Raw genomic sequence first — 18827 nt, forward strand, 5'->3', positions numbered from 1 at the left:
CAAATGAAAAAGCGGGTAGGCTTCACCTTGTCGCTGCTGCTTGTCGCAGGCATGCTGGCAGGCTGCGCATCAGGCAAAAACAGCGGTGAAAATAGTAAAGAAGGCGTGAATGCGAACGGAGGCGGCAAGCAGATTTCGCTGAAATTCAGCATATGGGGCAATGACACCCATAAACAAATGTACGACACGATGATTGAGAAGTACCGCGAGGACCATCCGAATATTAACGTAGAAATTATGACGATCCCCGCGACCGATTATCAGCAAAAGCTCTCCGTCATGATGGCGTCTAAAACCGCGCCGGACATTATGTGGATGATGGAGCGGGCCATTCCCCAGTTTCTAGGGGCAGGCCAGCTGGCGGACTTATCCTCGCTTAAAACAGATGCGAGCTATCAATTCGATGATCTGTATCCTTCTACTCTTGATCTATTGTCGAAGGACGACAAGATTTATGGCATTCCGTTCTCGACTCCGCCGAACATGATTTATTACAACCAATCGTTGTTCGAGAGCAAAGGGCTCAAGACGCCTAAAGAGCTTTACAGCGAAGGCAAATGGACTTATGACGAAATGGTCAAGGCTGCAGAAGCGATTGCTGTGCCGGATCAAGGCTTGTACGGCATCAATCTGATCCGTCCGAACGGCTGGACGACGAGCTGGATCGAATCTTTGCAGACACTGGTATGGGCGTATGGAGCGGATTATTTCAGCGAAGACGGCAAGCAATTTGCGTTGAACAGCCCAGAGGGAGAGCAAGCGATTCAGTTCTTCAGCGACGCCATGTTCAAGACCCGCATTCATCCGAAGCCAGGCGACCAAACGACGTTTGAGACGGGCAAGATCGGGATGCAGCAGGAGCTGTTCAGCTATATGGGCAAAGCCAAAGCGATCACGGATTTCAAATGGGATATCGCTCCGATGCCATCGGGCGCGGGCGGGCAGGGCGTTACGCTCGGATATGCCGGTTATGTGGTGACGGAAGGCAGCCCGCATCAAGCGGAAGCCATTGAGTTTGTTAAATATTTGACCAATCAGGAAAATATGACGGTGACCTCGCAGTTCTTTGTGCCAAGCCGCAAGTCGGTGCTGGAATCCGATGCTTTCCTCAACCAGGGCCCTTCCCCTGAGAGCGTAAAAACAGCGGTGCTGGAGCAAATCGGAAAAGGAAAAGTAAGACAGGCCTTTACCAATTTTCAAAAAATAGACGAGAAGATGAAAATCGGGTTTGACTCGATTTACACGCAATCGGTCAGCGTTCCTGATTTTCTGAGCCATTTGGAAAAAGAGGTAACCCCTGTGCTTAACCCATAGAAAGAACAGAAGGCAATCGGGAGTCCATGTTCAGGCGCGCTAGTATTCACAAGTCGCCGAAGGAGGCGGCTCCCGGCCTTCCAAAGGAGTGGAAACCATCATGACAACCTATACCACCCGGGCAAACAGAAGGAACAACTGGTATGGCTATTTGTTCATATCGCCAATGATGCTGGGCTTTCTATGCTTTTTGGCCGGACCGATTCTATACGCCTTTGCGCTAAGCTTTACCGATTACTCCTTGCTGCATCCGGCTTCGTTTGTAGGCCTCGATAATTATGCACAGCTTATGGGCAAGGACCCGTTATTTTGGAAAACGGTTGGCAATACGCTGTACTTCTCTGCGGGGCTGATTCCGCTTAACCTGCTGTTAGCTCTATCGCTTGCACTGATGCTGAATCAAAAATTGCCCGGAACCGGCTTGTTCCGCACCGCGATCTTTACGCCGGTAGTCACCTCGATTGTGGTATGGGCTATCGTATGGAAATACGTCTTCGCTACGGACGCAGGACTCTTGAATCAAATTCTCGGCTATTTCGGCATTCAAGGACCGGCTTGGCTGTATGATACGGCTCTGGTCATGCCTGTCGTTATTGTAGTCAGCGTGCTTAAGAAGGTCGGCATGAATATGGTTATTTTTCTCGCAGCTTTGCAGGATGTGCCTAGTATGTATTACGAGGCGGCTACCATCGATGGAGCCTCCAAATGGAGGCAGTTCCACAGCATCACATTGCCGATGATTGCGCCTTCGATTTTTTTGACGCTCATCATTACGTTAATCGGCTCGCTTAAGGTATTTTCGCAAATTATCGTCATGACCGAGGGCGGACCCGGAACGTCTACTTATGTCTTGGTTTATTATATTTACCAGCTGGCGTACAAGGTCTTTGATATCGGTTACGCATCCGCAGTCGCATTTATTCTGTTTTTCCTCGTGCTAGTGCTTACGCTCGTGCAATGGATGCTGAGAAAAAGGTGGGTTCACCATGAGCAATAAACGAAAAAAAATCGCTTCAAGCACGCTGCGGTTTGTACTGCTTGCTCTGGTTGCCGCGGTTATTCTGACCCCGTTCTACTGGATGATTACGACCTCACTGAAAAACGAGACAAAGGTATTCCAGTTCCCGATGCAGCTGTTTCCTTCACCAATTGAATGGGGCAACTATGCAAAAGTATTCTCGGAGCAGCCGCAATTTTTGCTGCATTACTGGAATAGTTTATATATTGCGGCGCTTGTAACGCTGGGTACCTGTGCGGTAGCCGCATTGGCAGGCTATGCCTTCGCCAAGATTCCATTTAAGCTGCGCAACGTATGGTTTCTGGTTCTCCTCAGCGGCATGATGATTCCGAGCGAGGTGACGACGATTCCGAGCTTCCTATGGTTTTCAAAGCTGAGTTTGGTCGATACGCATTTTCCACTAATCGTTCCGCCCATATTGGGGGCAGGAGGCATCTTCGGAGTGTTTCTGCTTCGGCAATTTTTTATTACGCTGCCGAATGACTTGGATGAAGCGGCGGAAATTGACGGCTGCTCCAGATGGCAGATTTTGATTAAAATCATGGTCCCGCTTGCTAGTCCGGTCTTTGCAACGCTGTCGATCTTTACGTTTCTGAACAGCTGGGAGGACTTTCTCGATCCGCTGATCTTTATCAGCTCATCCGAGAAATTCACCTTGCCTATTGCAATGAAGCTATTTACGGATACGGCGGGCACGGCGTGGCATTTGCTGATGGCGGCTTCCGTAATGGCAACCTTGCCTTTGCTGCTGATCTTCTTTATGGCGCAGAAGAAATTTATCGATGGCATTGCAACGACAGGCTTAAAATAGGAGGAGTGTTCAGATAATGAAGATCATACAAGCAGATGTAGTAGTCATAGGCGGCGGGCCTGCCGGCGTAAACGCAGCCATCGCTGCCGGACGCGGCGGAGCCTTCACCGTGCTGATCGAGAAGTACGGCTTCATTGGCGGAATGTCGACAGCCGCGCTTGTTTACCCGTGGATGACCTTTCATACGGTAGACGGCAAACAGGTTATACGCGGCATTGCGCAGGAAATTGTGGACCGGTTGCAGGCGGCGGGAGCTTCGCCCGGGCATCAGGTGGATACGGTGGGGTTTGTGAAGACGATCACCCCTTACCATCCGGAGCACTATAAGATTTTGGCGGCGGATATGCTGAAGGAAGCGGGGGTTAAGCTTATTTTGCACAGCTTCGTGGATCAAGTCCGCATGTCGGCAGACGGTCGTATTCAGGCGGTGGAGCTGACGTCCAAATCGGGCCGATTGGAGGTTCAAGGCAAGGTATTCGTGGATACGTCGGGGGATGCGGATGTCGCTTATCTCGCTGGCGCTCCGGTAAGAAAAGGCCGCGATGGGGACAACCAAATGCAGCCGATGACGATGAAATTCCGCATGAGAGGCGTTAATTTGGAACGGGTCAAGCAGTATATGCTAGAGCATCCCGAGGAGTTTTACGCCAAAACGCCATGGTCGGAGCTAGAGCAGCTGCCGCTTACTGGCGTCCTCGGCTACTACAAGCATTGGAAAGAAGCGAACTTGCCCATTAACCGCGATCAGGTGTTGTTTTTTACAGGCCCCGAGAAGGACGAGGTGCTCGTAAATACGACGCGCGTTCAAGGGCTGGATGGAACGGACGTGGAGGATTTGACGGAGGCCGAGCAGCTCGGCCGCAAGCAGGTGATGCAGGTGGCCGCATTTATGACTGAGCATTTGCCAGGCTTTGAGCAGGCGTCTATTTCGCAGGTTGGGGCGCAAATTGGCGTTCGGGAGACACGGCGCATTGATGGTCTGTATAGCCTGCAGGCGGAGGATGTCATATCCGGCCGTAAATTCGAGGATACCATTGCGCGAAGCGGATATCCGATTGACATTCATGACCCCTCAGGTAAAGGCGTAACGGCTGCATGGGTAAAAGGAGACGGCGCCTACGATATTCCTTACCGCTGCTTGCTGCCGCAGAAGGTGACAAACCTGTTAATGGGCGGCCGCTGCATCTCAACCAGCCATGAGGCGCTTGCGACTACCCGGCTCACGCCTAGCTGCATGGCTACCGGGCAAGCGGCTGGCACAGCCGCGGCAATGGCCGTCAGGGATAACGTCAGCCCGGTTGATATCAACGTAACCGAGCTGCGCAATCAGCTCCGGCAGGACGGAGCAATTATCGATTAATGGGCAGGTGGAGCAATGGGGAACAAATGGCAAGGGAAAGCTTGGGCAACGCTTGGGGATAGCATTACAGAGACCAATGGCTATCAGCCCCTCGTTCAGGAAGCATTGGAGTTTGCCAAAGTCGACAATTTAGGCAAAAGCGGCTGTCCACTGACGGCAGGAGGAGAGACGGATCAGGGCTCCACCGTCAATGTCGGGGCGGGCATGGGTTCCTATGACTGCGTTACCGTGTTCGCAGGCGTAAATGATTTCCGTCTCCATAAGCCGCTAGGGACGCTTGAGAGCCGCAATCCGCACGACTTTTATGGCGCGTATGCCGAGTTAATTGAAGGGATTTTGCTTCGCAATCCCTATTGCAAGCTGAGCCTATGGACGCCGCTTCAGCGGAACAAGGATGGCTATGATACGGAAAGGCGCAACGACCAGGGCTGTCAGCTGCGGGATTATGTGAATGCCATTCGGGCTATTGGCGTACATTATGCTCTCCCTGTGCTGGATTTGTATGCACAGAGCGGCATAAATCAGCTTACGCTGCCTGCTTTTACCGTAGATGGCCTGCATCCCAATGAAGAGGGACACCGACGAATTGCAGGTATGGCCATTTCTTTTCTGGAGAGTCTGTAATTAAGACGATAGAGTAGGCGCAAAGAAAAGACTGCCGTGGGAAAACCGGCAGTCTTTGCGGTCCTACAGGGCCGCTTGTCATATAGGTGATGCAGCTCTGGTTGAATGTCTAGTTGACCGTAGGGCCAACTTGGACAGCTGTGCTGACGACGGCAGATGTAGTGTCGGTCGTATGGAAGTAATAGGAGTGGATGCCCGGCGGCAGCTTCGTTGTGTACGTGTAAGCTTTGCCGTCGGAATATGTCGTGTCGCTTGCATCCACGGCTTTCATGTAACGAATGACACCATCGAGTGCGAGCTCTACCGCAAAAGGCGTCTCATTGTCGACATCCGTATAGGTGACGTTAAATGTGAAATTTGTAGACTTGTCACCTGTGGCTTGGTCTACACTACCTAAGGTCAAGGTCGGTGCGCTTCCAGAAGCACTGTTTGTAGCTGTTATATCATCGATGTACAGCTCGCTATAAGTGCCGTTAGTGGACATAAGCCAAATCGATAATGCCACATTTTTCTTATTGACGCTATAGGGAAGATCATTCAAGTCTAATTTCAAATCTTTCCATGTCATTGGCACGGTAACCCAGCCTTTCGTCAGGTTGTGGGTTCGTGTGCCATCTGAAAGCTCAATTCTCATTCGTAAATTTTCGTAACCAGGGTTTCTTAGGCTAAAGTTCAAATACCGATAGCCTGACAGATCAAACTCGTCATGCCATGGCTGAAATTTGGCGTAGGAGGTACTGGAGGTTGGCGTTTGCGATAACACTCCAATTTTTCGAATGCCTTCGGTCGATCTAGCGAACGATCCTGTTCCTCCATTTTGGTTATACCAGTTGACCCACTGGCTTTTGCCTCCCGTTGCCCCCCAAAGGCCTTTCCCATCAAAATCATCATAAACCAGAGGTGTCGAGGTATCAGGCAGCGGTGCTGCAACTGTATAGTGAGTCTGGCTAAAAGTATGAGTGCCAGACGCTTCCGTTCCTCTAATTCGAATGATCTTATTACTGTAAGGTTCAGATAGGCTCTCATTGATTGTAGCGGAATAAACGGAGCCGGATACGGTCATTGGGCTGTATGTGGTACCATTAGCGTATTCAATCGCGTTCAGACTAGCTGCGGGATCAGCGAATAGGGTTACATTTCCACGAACATAGTCACCGATAACAGGGGATAGAATCGGGAGTTTTATCGGTTCAGTCCCCCCAATGGACAAGGAAGTATCGGTTGCGCTGAGGCCCATAATCGTATACAAAAGCCCAGCTTGTATACTGATGCTGAATTCGTTGTATCTCCACTGGCCTAAGTCGTCCAAATACACCGAACGGTCTTCATACCATGGGCTTACGCTTTTTTTGTTTCGGGTATCCTTCATATTAGGGCCGCTCACCATAGCTCCTGGCAGTACAACGCCAGGAGCAGTGGCGCTATTCGCTTCCTCATCAAAGCGTGTATGCGGATAGTTCACGAAGTTTGAGCCGATTCCAGAAACCCAGCTAATATTCCAAGGATTTTCACCAAAGACCCAGTACATGCCCTTGAGCACAGCACGGAGGGCAGCGGGATCACCGAAGAGCTCGTAATATCTCAGCATATCACCTAAATAGGATACATGCGGCTCATTAACCCCAAAGTTAGAGAATTGGTTTAAAACAGCGTAAGGTGTATCGTCAGTGTTGGACAGGAAATAATTAACCTGCTGCTTCAACAAGCTTTGGATGTGGGCTTGCGTCGTAGTGTCTGCTACTGGATAAAATTCTGCTAGCGACATGGGGCGCATATCCCAGTAGTTCGTTGAGTACAAATCTTTGAAGGCCAGCGTGTTAATATTGGTGGTGGCTGCATCTTTATATTTGGTATCATTGGTCAACAGGTAGAGCTCTACATCGGCAAGCAGCTTGGCATTAGGGAGTTTTCCAATTGTTTCATAGGAACCGTGTTCTTGATTCGGATTGGCCACGACATAGTCATAAAAAGTAACGGCTGCTGCTTCGCAAGCAGCAGCGAAGCTTGTAAGTGCGGTTACTTTGGCCGGGGCAATGTCGCCTTGTGCAATAGCCGTACGGATGGCACGTGCTGTGGCGGCAAGCGTGCCTGCAGATTTGGCGGAGCCACCCACACCGATTCCTGAAATTTTCCGGTCATCTGCCGTGCCTCGAATATTATCCGTCGATTTATGCGGATGGATGAAGCCTGCATTGTTTCCCAAATTATACATCGCACCGCCTAACTGATTAGCGAATTTAACCAAATACTCGCTTCCAAAAATTGCTTCATCAACGAGATCGGGAATGCCGTTGTTATCAATGTCATATTTGACGTTAGGTGAATCAGAGTAACGAAGATAAGCGAGCGCAATTTGCGCGCCAACCCACTGGTTTCCACCGTATTTGCCATAGTCTCCGGCATCGTACCAGCTGCCAGTTAGATCATATAGCGAGCCGCCGTCATCGAGATGGCCGGCTGGATGAAAGATTTTGGAAGAAGGCGCGACGCTGCTGTAGCCGGGCGGATAAGCATCAGAGGTAGCTACACTTGCACGCTGCAGACGATAGAAAGCGGTCATCTCGTCTTTGAACCCATCCCATATATTGGGCTGAATCGGAAAGGAGAAGGAGTCTATCCCGTTACTTTTTATTGAATAATGGTCTCCAGCTACCGTAATGGAGGATAAGTCAATGGCGTATACATGTTTGTCCCATACGAAGCCTTCATAGGCCAAATTTCCCGAAGTGGCAACGGTAGAGCCACTCAAAACTTCATAGGAGGTGTCCGTTAAAGGAATCGAAGAGATAACCTTGGCGTTTTTAACATCATTGGTGTTGTATCCAGCTTGGCTGACGACGACATCAATGACCTGCTCTGAGTTGATAACGACTGGTGTGGCTTGCGTTGTTGTTCTGACCTCGTTTGAGGTAAGATCGGTTGTACGGAAGTAGTAGGAATGGCTCCCGGCGGGCAGCTTGGTACGATAAATATAGTCTTTTCCATCGATGTAATTTGCGTCTGCGTTGTCGATCTGCCGCATTTCGTATGCCTTATCGTCAATGACTAACTGCATCACATAAGGCTTTTCATTGTCCAGATCTGTATAGGTTGCATGGAAGGTAAACAGTGTGTTTTGGTTACTGATTGATCCGGAATTTGTGGTCAGCGTCGTATTTGTCAGTGTTGGAGCAGTTCCGCCAGAGCCGGTTGTAGCGGATATTTCATCAATAAGCGTTTCGCCATATAATCCGCCTGATTGTCGGAGCCAAATTTCAATGTTAATTTTGGATTTATTGATGGCTGGAACTAGAGCGTCCAAATCAAATTGACTAACGGTCCAATCGGTGGGTACGCTCACAAAGTTGTTGGTCAGGTTGTAGTTTCTGGTGCCATCGCCAATGACAATCCGAATAAGGGAATTGTCGTATCCGGGATTTTTCATTGTAAAATTCAAATAACGGTAGCCGGATAGATTGACGGATTCATTCCAAGGTTGGAATTTTGCCCATGAAGCATTCGACGTTGGGGTCTGTGCAAACTTGCCTACGGTGCGGGAGTCTACGGTTGTTTTGGAGAAAGTGCCGGTGCCGCCAGCTTGGTTATACCAGTTCATCCAATTTTGCTTAAATACGCCGCCCCCGTTAAAATCATCATACAGCAGCGGGTTGCCCGGACCCGGCAGTGGAGGTACCGCTGCCGAAGAGGGGATAGGTGATAGAACAAGCGAGTTTATCAAAAGAATGACTCCTAAACTCCAATATAAAGCGGTCTTGACCTTTCGGCTCATGCGAGAGCTGCTCAACATCCTTCATTCCTCCATTTTTTTATTTCATCGTGCCTATACGGAATGCCTTGGCATTCGCGTCGAATATAAATTCACCTCCATCTTATTTGTAAACGCTTTCAAATAGATTGTAAGAGATGTTGCTTGCTGCTTCTATGATGTAATTTCAGCTTTTTGTGATCAATTCCAGTGTAATATACTCATTTTGGAAAAAGAAAGGTAAAGGTTCTGACCGATTAGACGGTATAGCTCGAGGCTACAACGGTATAAGCAGAATGGTGAATGGATGGGAAGCTCCAACCACCTTTGTTGCGATTATAGCTGCTGCTGGATTTAGGCGGCTAACTAAACATTCTGTTGTATGCTCCGAGCTACGCTTCGTATTAAGGCATAACTGGAGTCCAAACCCGTGTCGGTTTCCAGCAGCAGCTGCTCTACACGCACCTTACCTACCTCTAGCAGCTAGTTTAAATTCCTTTCATTGTACAAAGGGGTTGAATCCAATAAAATGGTTACAAGTAGAGATAATTTGGAGATCATGGGCGTTATCCCTCATAGAAAATATGTGAAGAATGCAGCATTACTTAGCATTACTCGGGAATGCCTTCGGGGCTTGTCACAATGGCGTGGCGTGCCTTTGTCAGTCCTTATGCTGAAGAGCTTCTCGTTTTGGCCGCTGCACGAGTAATCATTCTACGAGGTCGCGGTTGCAGCCAGATTCTTAGATTGGCTAAGACATGTAAGGGTAAGAATCGGCTGCATTTCCAAAAACCAACCCAAAGCTACTCATTTGAAGCCGCTGAGCTAGAATAGATCTGTTTTATAGACCTATTTCGTCGCTATCAAAAATTTTCACCAAAATAGATCTAAAAAATAGATCTATATCTCCAAAACCCAGCCCAAAGTTGTCCATATGAGGCCGCTTAGCTAGATTGGTTTGAAGGCAGGAGTGTGATCCATGATCATTCATGGAGGAAATCCCCAATTACTAATGGACCATCATTGACCAACTGTGCGTCTGTATGGAAGCCTGATTTCAGAAACTCATGAAGCCTAAAATCATCTGTTGAGCTTATATAGTTAGTGTGGCCAAGCTGAAGCCAGCGTTTTAATCTATGTCATAGTCGGCCTATTCAAATCCTCACGTTTTCCAATTAATTAAGCGCTTTCATATCCAGCCTCCCTCCAGATAGTTAGAACATACACAGCTTGAGCAGAAGTTCCTTGATTACATCACATTCCGATTAGGATAGATCATCGCAATGGCAATGTCGCTTCAATAAACTGTAAGAGTAGAATGGCGCTGAGTCTCAGCAGCCAAGGAATCCATGACATTTAGCCGGGAGCGGGGTCCGTATGTACAAAATACTGGTGGTTGACGATGAGCCGCGGGTGAGCATGGGAATTAAAAATTTCCTGCTTGGCTCGGATTTGCAGATTACGTTTGTGGAGACGGCGCTGAACGGGTTCGAAGCCATCGATTATTTAAGAATGGACAGCTTCGATCTGGTGCTTACCGATATTCAAATGAGCAGAATGAGCGGCATCGAGCTAATGGAAACGATCTACATGGAGCAGCCCCATCTGCCAGTCATTGTGATCTCCGCGCATGAAAAGTTCGATTTTGCCAAGAAGTCCATGCGCTTAGGCGCCAGAGACTATCTTGTAAAGCCCGTGGAGCAGGAGGATCTGCTGCGCGTGGTCCGCAAGGTGCTGAATGAGAAAGAAGAAATCGGCAAGAAATCATTGGAGCTCTCCAAGTGGCAGCGGGAAAAGGAAAAATCGGCGTCGTTAAGCCGCAATGAGCTGCTGATGGAGCTCGTGACGGAGAGGAACTTGACGAAGAGGGATTACAAGGAGCTGATCGCCGAGCTTGGCGAGCAAATCCAAGGCCATTATCTCGGCGTAGTCTCGATACGTTTGGGCTTGAATCAAGGCGGCTTCAGCAATCGGGAAATTACCCTTCAGGACCGTAAGCTGCTGAAATACGCATCGATCAATATTATGGACGAGAGTTTGTCGGAGTGGAGCGGATTAACGTTCAATGGGTTCGGAAACGAGCTAATCGGCATTATTCAATTAAATGAGCAAGAGGTATCCGGCCAGCGATTCAACGTCAAATCCCAGCTGCATCTCATCGGGCAGATGATTCATATGAACTTAAAGCAATATTTAAACGTGGAGACGACCGTGGGCATGAGTACGCTGCATTCTGATGTCTTCATGCTTCCCAAGCTGATGGAGGAGGCTAATACGGCAGCCGAATGGAAAAACCTGCACCCGAGCAATCAGGTATTCTATTACGAGGATGTGAAGGCGCAGGAGAATCTGAGCATCATCGAGTGGATGGCGAGAGTCGATGAATTTATGCTGGGCCTCAAAGCTGGATTCGAAAAGCCGCTGCCGATCGACACGGAGCCGATCATTAAACCGCTAACGGAGCTGGCCACGACGGAGGAGCTGTTCAACAGCTATTTCGGCATGCTGGTTTACCGCCTATATGGGTTAATGCTGGAATATGGAACCGCGAACGGGATTTCGCTGCAGCGGTTCGACCCTGATGCCTACTTCCGAAATACAGCAGGAACAGCGAAGATTGAAAGGCTGCAGGGTTACATTCAGGAGACGGCTAAGCTTGTCCGTTTGCTGGTGAAGGAACGGGATCAGACGATTCTTGCCAAGATTACCGGCTACATCCGTCTGCACTTCCGTAATCCCGCGCTGAAAATTCAGGATATCGCGAATGAAGTCCATTTCAGCACCGCGTATTTGAGTTATTTATTTAAACAGGAAATGAAAAAAAACTTGTGGGATTACGTGACGGAGCTACGCATTGACGAGGCGAAGCATCTGCTTGCCACCACCGACAAGAAACGGTATGAGGTGGCTTATGAGGTCGGGTATGAGTCTCCGGAGCATTTTGGCCGCATGTTCAAGCGGTATGCAGGCATCAGTCCCGCGGAATATCGAAAAGAAGGCCAGGGGGGATTGGGCTGAAGCTCAAGTATAAAGTCACGCTAGCGTTTGCTCTGTTTATTGTGGGGCCATGCCTCGTTGTAGGCTGGGTGTCGGCATACAAGGCTTCGGATTCGATGAGAGATGAGGTAGGCAGAACGACGCTTCAGCTCGCCAAGCAAAACCATGTCACGATTGAAAAAACGTTGTCGTCGGTCAATGACAGAACCATCACGCTGCTGGACAACCATTTTTTTAGCGATCCCAAGCAATACGGCTTCTGGACGAACATTGAAACGCTTGGGCAGATTAGAGAGGCCGATGCGATACTGGAACGGTGGTCCTCGGACGGAACCGAATACACCTTGTATATGATGAATACGGCGGAGAAGAGCACACCCTTTGATCTCTCGCATAAGACCAAAGGATTTAAATACTTCAACCAGGATATCGTTGAACAGCCGGAGTGGGCGGAGCGAGCCTTGCGGGAGGGCGGAGCCGGAACGCTTCATTTGCTGCCATCGGAGAGCGGAACGCCAACCGTCAGCTTTATGAGGAGTATACTGAATCCCGAGGAATATGAAGAGTCCATCGGATTTCTTGTCGTCTCCAAGCTTGAAGTACTGCTGACCAGGGACATCATATCCGTACAATTGCCCAAAAACGCAGGGATCTATTTGTTCAACGATCAGAATGAGCAGCTGATGAAGGCGGGACCGGAGGATTCACGGATGGCGAATATCGCCAAGGGGGCCGTAGGCCGTGGGGACGGCTATTATTTTGCAAGCGATGACAATAAAAAATGGCTGTATGCGTACTCCCATCGTTCCGCGTTCAACACCAGGCTGATTTATAAAATTCCGCTGGATTCCATTACGGGCAATCAAACGGTGTTTCAATGGACCATAATGATCGTATCCGCGGTTTACTTGGCTTTTGTCCTTATTTTCGTTCTTTATTTGCTTCGAATTATTGTCACGCCGTTGATTCGACTGGTGTCTATTACCAAAATCTACGAGCCCGGCAAGCAGTTGGATATGGACCAGAAGCTGCTGCGTTCCGATGAGTTTGGCATTTTGTACGGGGCATTTCTGAAAATGACGACGAGATTAGACCATTCCATTGAAGAGAATTACGGCATGAAAATTAAGCAAAAAGAGAATGAGCTTGCCACGCTGCATTCGCAAATCACACCGCATCTGCTCTACAACACGCTCGATTCCATCTATTGGTACGCGCTGGACAGCGGAAACACCGATGTTGGCGAAATGGTCAAGGATTTGTCGAGGCTGCTGCGGATCGGGCTGAGCAAAGGAAAGTCGATCATTACCGTAGCGGAAGAGATCGAGCATGTGAAAGCGTACAGCCGGCTTCAAATGAAGCGTTATCCCGGCAAATTTGAGGTGTTTTGGCAGATTGATGAATCCTTGGCCATGTATAGGACACCGAAAGTGATTTTACAGCCGCTCGTGGAGAATGCTATCTTTCACAGTGTCAGCAGCATGGACGGCGAAGGCGCAATTTGGATCGGGGTCCGGCGCGCGGACAAGGAAATTCAGATGACGGTGGAGGATAACGGCTTCCTGCCCGTCGATATGGAGCGGCTGGAAACCATCGTTAACGGCGATACCAACGACAAAGGGTACGGCATCCGAAATGTCCATCAGCGGATTCAGCTGCATTTTGGCGAGGCTTACCGTCTTCGTTATGAGAAGCGGGAAGGCGGGGGAATCGTGGCGATCATCAATCTTCCTATGCAAGAAAAAATTATCTAAACGAAGGCTCTGGCTGCTGGCTGGAGCCTTTTTTTTGATCGAGGCTGGCGAGTTTATTTTACATCACACTCTGATAGGAATAGATCATCGTCAGGAAGACGGCGCCAAACTATACTAAAGTCAACAGGAAGGAGGTGGACACATTGAAAGCAAAAACAGTGGTTCAGGGCACAAGCCTGCGGAGCCATTCGAAATCCGGGACGGCGTTATTTTTTCATTTGCTCTGGAAGTACAGGTATTTGACGATGATGATGCTGCCCACCCTAATCGTGCTCATTCTAAATAACTATCTGCCTATGTTCGGAGTGTTCATTGCATTTAAAAATATGAATTATATCGATGGCATTTGGAAAAGCCCGTGGGTAGGCTTCGATAATTTCACCTTCCTCTTCTCTTCCGGATCGCTGTGGCGGATAGCCCGGAATACGGTGCTGTACAGTCTGGCGTTTATGATTATCAACCTAGGCTTATCAGTGGCAATTGCCGTTGCTATTAATGAGCTTCGCGGCCGGCTGCTGGCAAAGGGGTATCAGACCTTTCTGATTATGCCGTATTTTTTATCAATGGTCGTCATTAGCTATCTGGCGTATGCCTTCCTGAATCCGGACAAAGGTTTTCTGAACACCACGGTGCTCGAGCTGTTGGGCAAAGACCACGTGTTCTGGTACTCCGAGCAAGCTTACTGGCCGTACATTTTAACCTTAGTCAACGCTTGGAAAGGCGTCGGCATCGGAGCGGTTATCTACATTGCAGCGATAGCAGGCATTGATCCGGAATACTATGAAGCGGCCGTCATTGACGGAGCATCGAAATGGCGCCAAATCTTCCATATTACGCTTCCGTCGATTCAGCCGATTATTATCATCATGACGATTCTGTCCATGGGGCATGTGTTCAATTCCGACTTCGGCTTATTCTTTCAGGTGCCGATGGATTCGGGAGCGCTTTATCCGGTGACCGACACGGTCGACACGTATGTTTATCGCGTGCTCATGGAGCTGAATGATATTGGCATGTCATCCGCAGCGGCGCTCGCGCAATCCGTCCTAGGCTTCATTATGGTCATACTGACAAACTCGGCGGTGCGCAAAATCAATAAAGACCAGGCCCTTTTCTAGGCCATAAGCAGAGGTGATGACAATGAGCTCGCAAACCAGCCGTCGGGAAAATAAAATTACCCCGCTAACGAATGTTTTTTTAAACGCTGGCTTTATACTTCTTTCCTTAGCCTGCGTGCTGCCCGTGATACTAGTAATTATTGTGTCGATTACCCATAATGATTCCTTGCTGAACAGAGGCTACAGCTTTATCCCCGAGAAGCTGTCCTGGATCGCTTACGAGAGCTTGTTTAAAGATTATTCAACCATTGTTGGCGCCTATGCGGTAAGCATTGGAATCACTGTAGTCGGCACGATTCTGAGTGTCATCTTTATGGCTTTGTACGCCTATCCAATATCCCGGCAGGACTATCCGTTCCGCGGCATCTTCACCTTTGTACTTTTCTTCACCATGCTGTTCAACGGAGGAATCGTCAGCAAATATATCGTGTTTACGCAAACGATTGACCTGCTGGACTCTTACGCAGCTTTGATTTTGCCGCTGCTCATTATCCCGTTTAATGTCATCATTATGCGAACCTTCTTTCAATCGACGATCCACCCGGCGTTAATTGAGTCGGCCCGTATCGACGGCGGCGGAGAATTGCTTATTTTTATCCGCATCGTCCTTCCGCTTTCTTTGCCGGTAATGGCAACTATGGCTCTGCTTAGTACGATCGTTTACTGGAATGACTGGTTTAACGCGCTTTTGTTTATCCGCACCGAGGAGAAGTACCCGCTGCAATACCTCATGATGCGCGTCTTAAATGACGTTCAGTTTATGAGATCGAACGTGCAGCTGGCTGCGCAGAACCCGCAGCTGATGAGCGATTTGCCAAATGAATCGCTGCAAATGGCGATGGCCGTGGTGGGCATGGGCCCAATCCTGCTGGTGTATCCGTTTTTCCAGAAATACTTCGTTAAAGGCCTAACGGTAGGCGCAATTAAAGGTTAAGCACCCGGTAGTAATGGCCTGAAGCTCTGCAGACTAAGGCCAGCTATTATAAATCAGTTATCAGGAGGGTTAATCGAAATGAGACAGAAAAAGACGGTCATGTTGATACTTGCAATGATGCTTGTCCTATCGGTATTTCTGCAAGCGTGCTCAAGCGGCGGCGGGAATGAAAAACCGGTAAATACGGCAGCCGGAACAAACGGGGAGAAAACGCCCGAGCCGGATAAGGCGACGAATGAGCCTGCGGGTGATCCCGAGCTTGCGCCGTATGAGGTGTCGATTGCTTACTTCGGAACTCCGCAAGAGGACGATGCGTTAATTGAGGAAAAGCTGAATGAATTTTTCAAGGAAAAAATCAATGCAACGATCTCTCTTCAGCCGATTGCCTCCAGCGATTATAAGAGCCGGACGGAACTGATGATGAATACCGGGGAGAAGATGGATCTAGTCTTCACGGCTTCATGGCTTAACTTCTTCGGCAATGCCTCCAAAGGCGCTTATCTGGAGCTGGATGAGCTGCTGGAGAAACATGGCCAAGGCATTAAGGAGCTGATCCATCCGTTGTATTTGGAAGCTCCCCGCCTGAAAGGCAAGCTATATGCGATTCCAACAAACAAGGAAATTACGCAAGGCAAGGCGTTTATGTATCGAAAGGACATTGTAGAGAAATATAATATTCCGATAGAATCCATCAATAAAGAAGCTGATTTGGAGCCATGGTACGAGAAGATCAAGAAAGAAGAGCCAGCCATGATAAACGAATATATTGGCGGGGGCTCAGGCAATTATGGCGGCGGTCTTATGATGTATGAGACCAATTCCAATTTCCGTCCAATCGGGCCGACACCGGCCAAAACCCCGATGTTTTTGCTGGACTACAAAGCGCTTGATATGACGGTCAAAACAGTGCTAGACCCTGAGATTGTGGAGCTGAATAAAACCGAGCTCGAATTATACCGCAAATATTACGAAAAGGGCTATATCAATTCCGATGCAGGCACAAGCACGACGGATGTTGGCGAGCTAAGAAGGCAAGGAAAGATCTGGGTGCAGTCAGGCACGTGGAAGCCGGGCGCGGAAATTGAATCGCAGCTTGCGGATAACAACAAATACGAGTACGTGTCGCATGTCGTGGAAGAGCCAATCGTTACGACGGATCTGGCTGCAGGCTCTATGCTCGCCATTTCTAGGACGTCCAAGGACCCGGAACGGGCAATGATGGTTTTGAACTATTTGCATACCGACCCCTACGTGATTAACTTGTTCGTAAACGGGATTGAGGGCAAGCATTACAAGAAGGTCGGCGAGAATCGAATCGAGCCGATTGCGGATTCAGGCTATGGCAAGACGGCTCTATTCTGGGTCATTGGCAATCAAATGCTCAACTATTTGAAGCCGGGCCAGCCGGACGATCTTTATATCAACTGGGCGAAGTTCAACAATGAAGCTACACGTTTTCCATTAATGGGTTTTGTGTTTGACGATACGAAGGTCAAAAACGAGATCACGCAAATTACAGCCGTCGGTACGGAGTACAAATTGATCTTTACGGGCGCTGTCAAAGACCCAACGAAGCTGCTTGAAGAGAGAAACAAAAAGCTGAAAGCGGCAGGGCTTGAGAAGGTTCAAGCCGAGCTTCAATCGCAAATTGACGTTTGGTGGGCAGAGAACAAGAAATAGACGCTGGTGAAATGAGATGGCCAAAGAGTCTCCGAGCGGGGACTCTTTGCTATCCGTACGTTCACGCACATTTACAAATAGGTGATCAGCAGTAGGATGGGGGACATAGCATTGAGACCGGAAAAGCTAATTTACACATTTGTCAGCTACGCATCGCATTATGATACCTCTTGGGGGAAAGGGACGGCTGTGGAAGGCGTTGATCGAACGGCAGCCATTGCCCATCAATATGGAATTCCGGTGACATGGATTGTGAACGGAGGCTCCGTTCCGGTGCTGGCCGAGCGGATAAGGGACTGGCATGACCGTTATGGGGACGATGTCATATTGCAAAGCCCGTTTTTTGTCGAGGATGCTGGCATGTCTAAGGAAAAGTTGAAGGCCAAGCTTGCGAGCGATTGGCTAATCGTAGAGGAAGCTTTCCCATGGGCCAGAACAAAGGTAGCCGCGCGGGGGAAAATATATAATGAATTGATTGAGGTGCTGGAGGAGCTTGATTTCAAAGGGATGTGGGGCTATTGCTGGGAGCAGGTCTGGTGGGACGGCATTACCCACAAGGGCATTCCTTGGGGCTCTTGGTACGTGGACAGCAGCAGGTATAAGGTTCCTCATCCCGGCAAAGGGCAGGTGGTCGCTTGCGAATGGACGGCGCGGGATTTGAACTTAACTTACCATTCGGGAAGTCCCTGCGTTTATTCTACGGACCCGAACGATGTGCTCCGTGCTGGCCTCTGTACGGGAAATAACATTGATTATTGGAAAAACGTATTTCAAGACTATTTGGACAATACGGACCATAATGAGCAGGTCTACTTCCTGCAGCAGCAGGAAGCTCATGAAATGGAATTTACCGAGCAATTTGCCGTGTTTCCTGCCGCCGATGTCGAGGCATGCGAGGGGATGCTGGCGCTTTTCTTCGAGCATATTACCAGCTTCCCCATTACGCTTACTACTTTGCCGAAGGCTATTTCACTATACCATGAGCAAAACGACATTACCGCGCCCGTCTCCATGTTAACCAAAGATACGCAAATCCGGCCCGAGATCAATGAATATACGATGACGCTGGGCGGCACGGGAGCAGGGCCTTGGCCGACAACCTTCCTCTATTATGACCATGAATGCCAAATGTCGTTTGTGGAAGGGGAGTGCAAGCCGCACCGGCTGCGCAATTACATTGGCAAAGGAAATATGAACGAGGAATTTCAGGAGGAGCTTCCGCAAGTCTTCGTGAACGAGTTCGAGAAGACAGCGGATCGGATTCATATGTCCTTTGATATCGGGCACTGGACGCCGATGCCGTTTGGGCTCGCTTATTGGGATGAGCTGAGCGTCTATGAGCTGGAGGCCTGCTCGGAAGGCGTTCAAGTGCAGTGGATTAAGGATGAACTGGTGTTTTTAAGGTTTCATTTGACCGGAAAGCCGGCCAAGATTGAGCTGACGCTAGTGAAGCGGGCAGAAGGAGTGTGAGG

The 18827-nt window shown here is 49.1% G+C and carries 12 protein-coding genes; 11 read left to right on the forward strand and 1 reads right to left on the reverse strand.

Translation table 11 applies throughout. The features are described 5' to 3' along the window. Positions 1-3: 3 nt before the first annotated feature. From FJQ58_RS13210 to FJQ58_RS13230, 5 genes are all read left to right on the forward strand, one after another. On the forward strand, positions 4-1314 hold the full coding sequence (locus FJQ58_RS13210) for an ABC transporter substrate-binding protein (RefSeq protein ID WP_139994103.1): 1311 nt from the start codon (positions 4-6) through the stop codon (positions 1312-1314). 100 nt (positions 1315-1414) lie between these two features. Then, a complete protein-coding gene (locus FJQ58_RS13215) occupies positions 1415-2311 on the forward strand; it encodes a carbohydrate ABC transporter permease (RefSeq protein WP_139994105.1) in 897 nt (298 codons plus the stop codon). After that, the gene (locus FJQ58_RS13220) at positions 2301-3143 is read left to right on the forward strand and encodes a carbohydrate ABC transporter permease (RefSeq protein ID WP_139994107.1); all 843 of its coding nucleotides are present in this window, start codon (positions 2301-2303) and stop codon (positions 3141-3143) included. Before FJQ58_RS13215 ends, FJQ58_RS13220 begins: the two co-directional genes overlap by 11 nt. 16 nt (positions 3144-3159) lie before the next feature. Continuing rightward, positions 3160-4503, forward strand: a complete 1344-nt coding sequence (locus FJQ58_RS13225; RefSeq protein WP_202915263.1) for an FAD-dependent oxidoreductase — start codon at positions 3160-3162, stop codon at positions 4501-4503. A 15-nt stretch (positions 4504-4518) separates the two neighbouring features. Continuing rightward, positions 4519-5127, forward strand: a complete 609-nt coding sequence (locus tag FJQ58_RS13230) for an SGNH/GDSL hydrolase family protein (protein ID WP_139994111.1) — start codon at positions 4519-4521, stop codon at positions 5125-5127. A 109-nt stretch (positions 5128-5236) separates the two neighbouring features. On the opposite strand, the gene FJQ58_RS13235 is transcribed toward FJQ58_RS13230, so the two are convergent. After that, positions 5237-8914 (reverse strand): glycoside hydrolase family 9 protein, encoded by a 3678-nt coding sequence (locus FJQ58_RS13235; protein ID WP_139994113.1) that lies wholly within the window; start codon positions 8912-8914, stop codon positions 5237-5239. A gap of 1335 nt (positions 8915-10249) precedes the next feature. Between FJQ58_RS13235 and FJQ58_RS13240 the strand changes: the two genes are divergently transcribed. From FJQ58_RS13240 to FJQ58_RS13265, 6 genes are all read left to right on the forward strand, one after another. Beyond that, positions 10250-11890 (forward strand): response regulator transcription factor, encoded by a 1641-nt coding sequence (locus FJQ58_RS13240; protein WP_139994115.1) that lies wholly within the window; start codon positions 10250-10252, stop codon positions 11888-11890. A 95-nt stretch (positions 11891-11985) separates the two neighbouring features. After that, positions 11986-13623 carry a sensor histidine kinase gene (locus FJQ58_RS13245; protein WP_139994117.1) on the forward strand — a complete coding sequence of 546 codons (1638 nt, stop codon included), beginning with the start codon at positions 11986-11988 and terminating at the stop codon, positions 13621-13623. Positions 13624-13757: 134 nt separating this feature from the next. Continuing rightward, positions 13758-14741 (forward strand): ABC transporter permease, encoded by a 984-nt coding sequence (locus FJQ58_RS13250; RefSeq protein WP_420799833.1) that lies wholly within the window; start codon positions 13758-13760, stop codon positions 14739-14741. Between the two features lie 22 nt (positions 14742-14763). Further along, entirely contained in the window at positions 14764-15675 is a 912-nt protein-coding gene (locus tag FJQ58_RS13255) for a carbohydrate ABC transporter permease (RefSeq protein WP_139994119.1), read from the forward strand. Between the two features lie 78 nt (positions 15676-15753). Continuing rightward, positions 15754-17355: an ABC transporter substrate-binding protein gene (locus FJQ58_RS13260; protein WP_139994121.1), complete on the forward strand. Its 1602-nt coding sequence runs from the start codon at positions 15754-15756 to the stop codon at positions 17353-17355. A gap of 111 nt (positions 17356-17466) precedes the next feature. Continuing rightward, positions 17467-18825, forward strand: coding sequence for a hypothetical protein (locus tag FJQ58_RS13265; protein WP_139994123.1), 1359 nt, complete (start codon positions 17467-17469; stop codon positions 18823-18825). The last annotated feature ends 2 nt before the right edge of the window (positions 18826-18827 follow it).

Origin of the sequence: Paenibacillus paridis, from assembly GCF_006345825.1 — a bacterium.
GTDB lineage: Bacteria > Bacillota > Bacilli > Paenibacillales > Paenibacillaceae > Pristimantibacillus > Pristimantibacillus paridis.

Excerpts from the sequence above, each read along its gene's own strand:
- FJQ58_RS13210 (WP_139994103.1), top strand. The coding sequence starts at position 4 with ATGAAAAAGCGGGTAGGCTTCACCTTGTCGCTGCTGCTTGTCGCAGGC.
- FJQ58_RS13225 (WP_202915263.1), top strand. The coding sequence starts at position 3,160 with ATGAAGATCATACAAGCAGATGTAGTAGTCATAGGCGGCGGGCCTGCC.
- FJQ58_RS13215 (WP_139994105.1), top strand. The coding sequence starts at position 1,415 with ATGACAACCTATACCACCCGGGCAAACAGAAGGAACAACTGGTATGGC.
- FJQ58_RS13245 (WP_139994117.1), top strand. The coding sequence starts at position 11,986 with ATGAGAGATGAGGTAGGCAGAACGACGCTTCAGCTCGCCAAGCAAAAC.
- FJQ58_RS13235 (WP_139994113.1), bottom strand. The coding sequence starts at position 8,914 with ATGTTGAGCAGCTCTCGCATGAGCCGAAAGGTCAAGACCGCTTTATAT.
- FJQ58_RS13240 (WP_139994115.1), top strand. The coding sequence starts at position 10,250 with ATGTACAAAATACTGGTGGTTGACGATGAGCCGCGGGTGAGCATGGGA.
- FJQ58_RS13260 (WP_139994121.1), top strand. The coding sequence starts at position 15,754 with ATGAGACAGAAAAAGACGGTCATGTTGATACTTGCAATGATGCTTGTC.
- FJQ58_RS13230 (WP_139994111.1), top strand. The coding sequence starts at position 4,519 with ATGGGGAACAAATGGCAAGGGAAAGCTTGGGCAACGCTTGGGGATAGC.
- FJQ58_RS13255 (WP_139994119.1), top strand. The coding sequence starts at position 14,764 with ATGAGCTCGCAAACCAGCCGTCGGGAAAATAAAATTACCCCGCTAACG.
- FJQ58_RS13220 (WP_139994107.1), top strand. The coding sequence starts at position 2,301 with ATGAGCAATAAACGAAAAAAAATCGCTTCAAGCACGCTGCGGTTTGTA.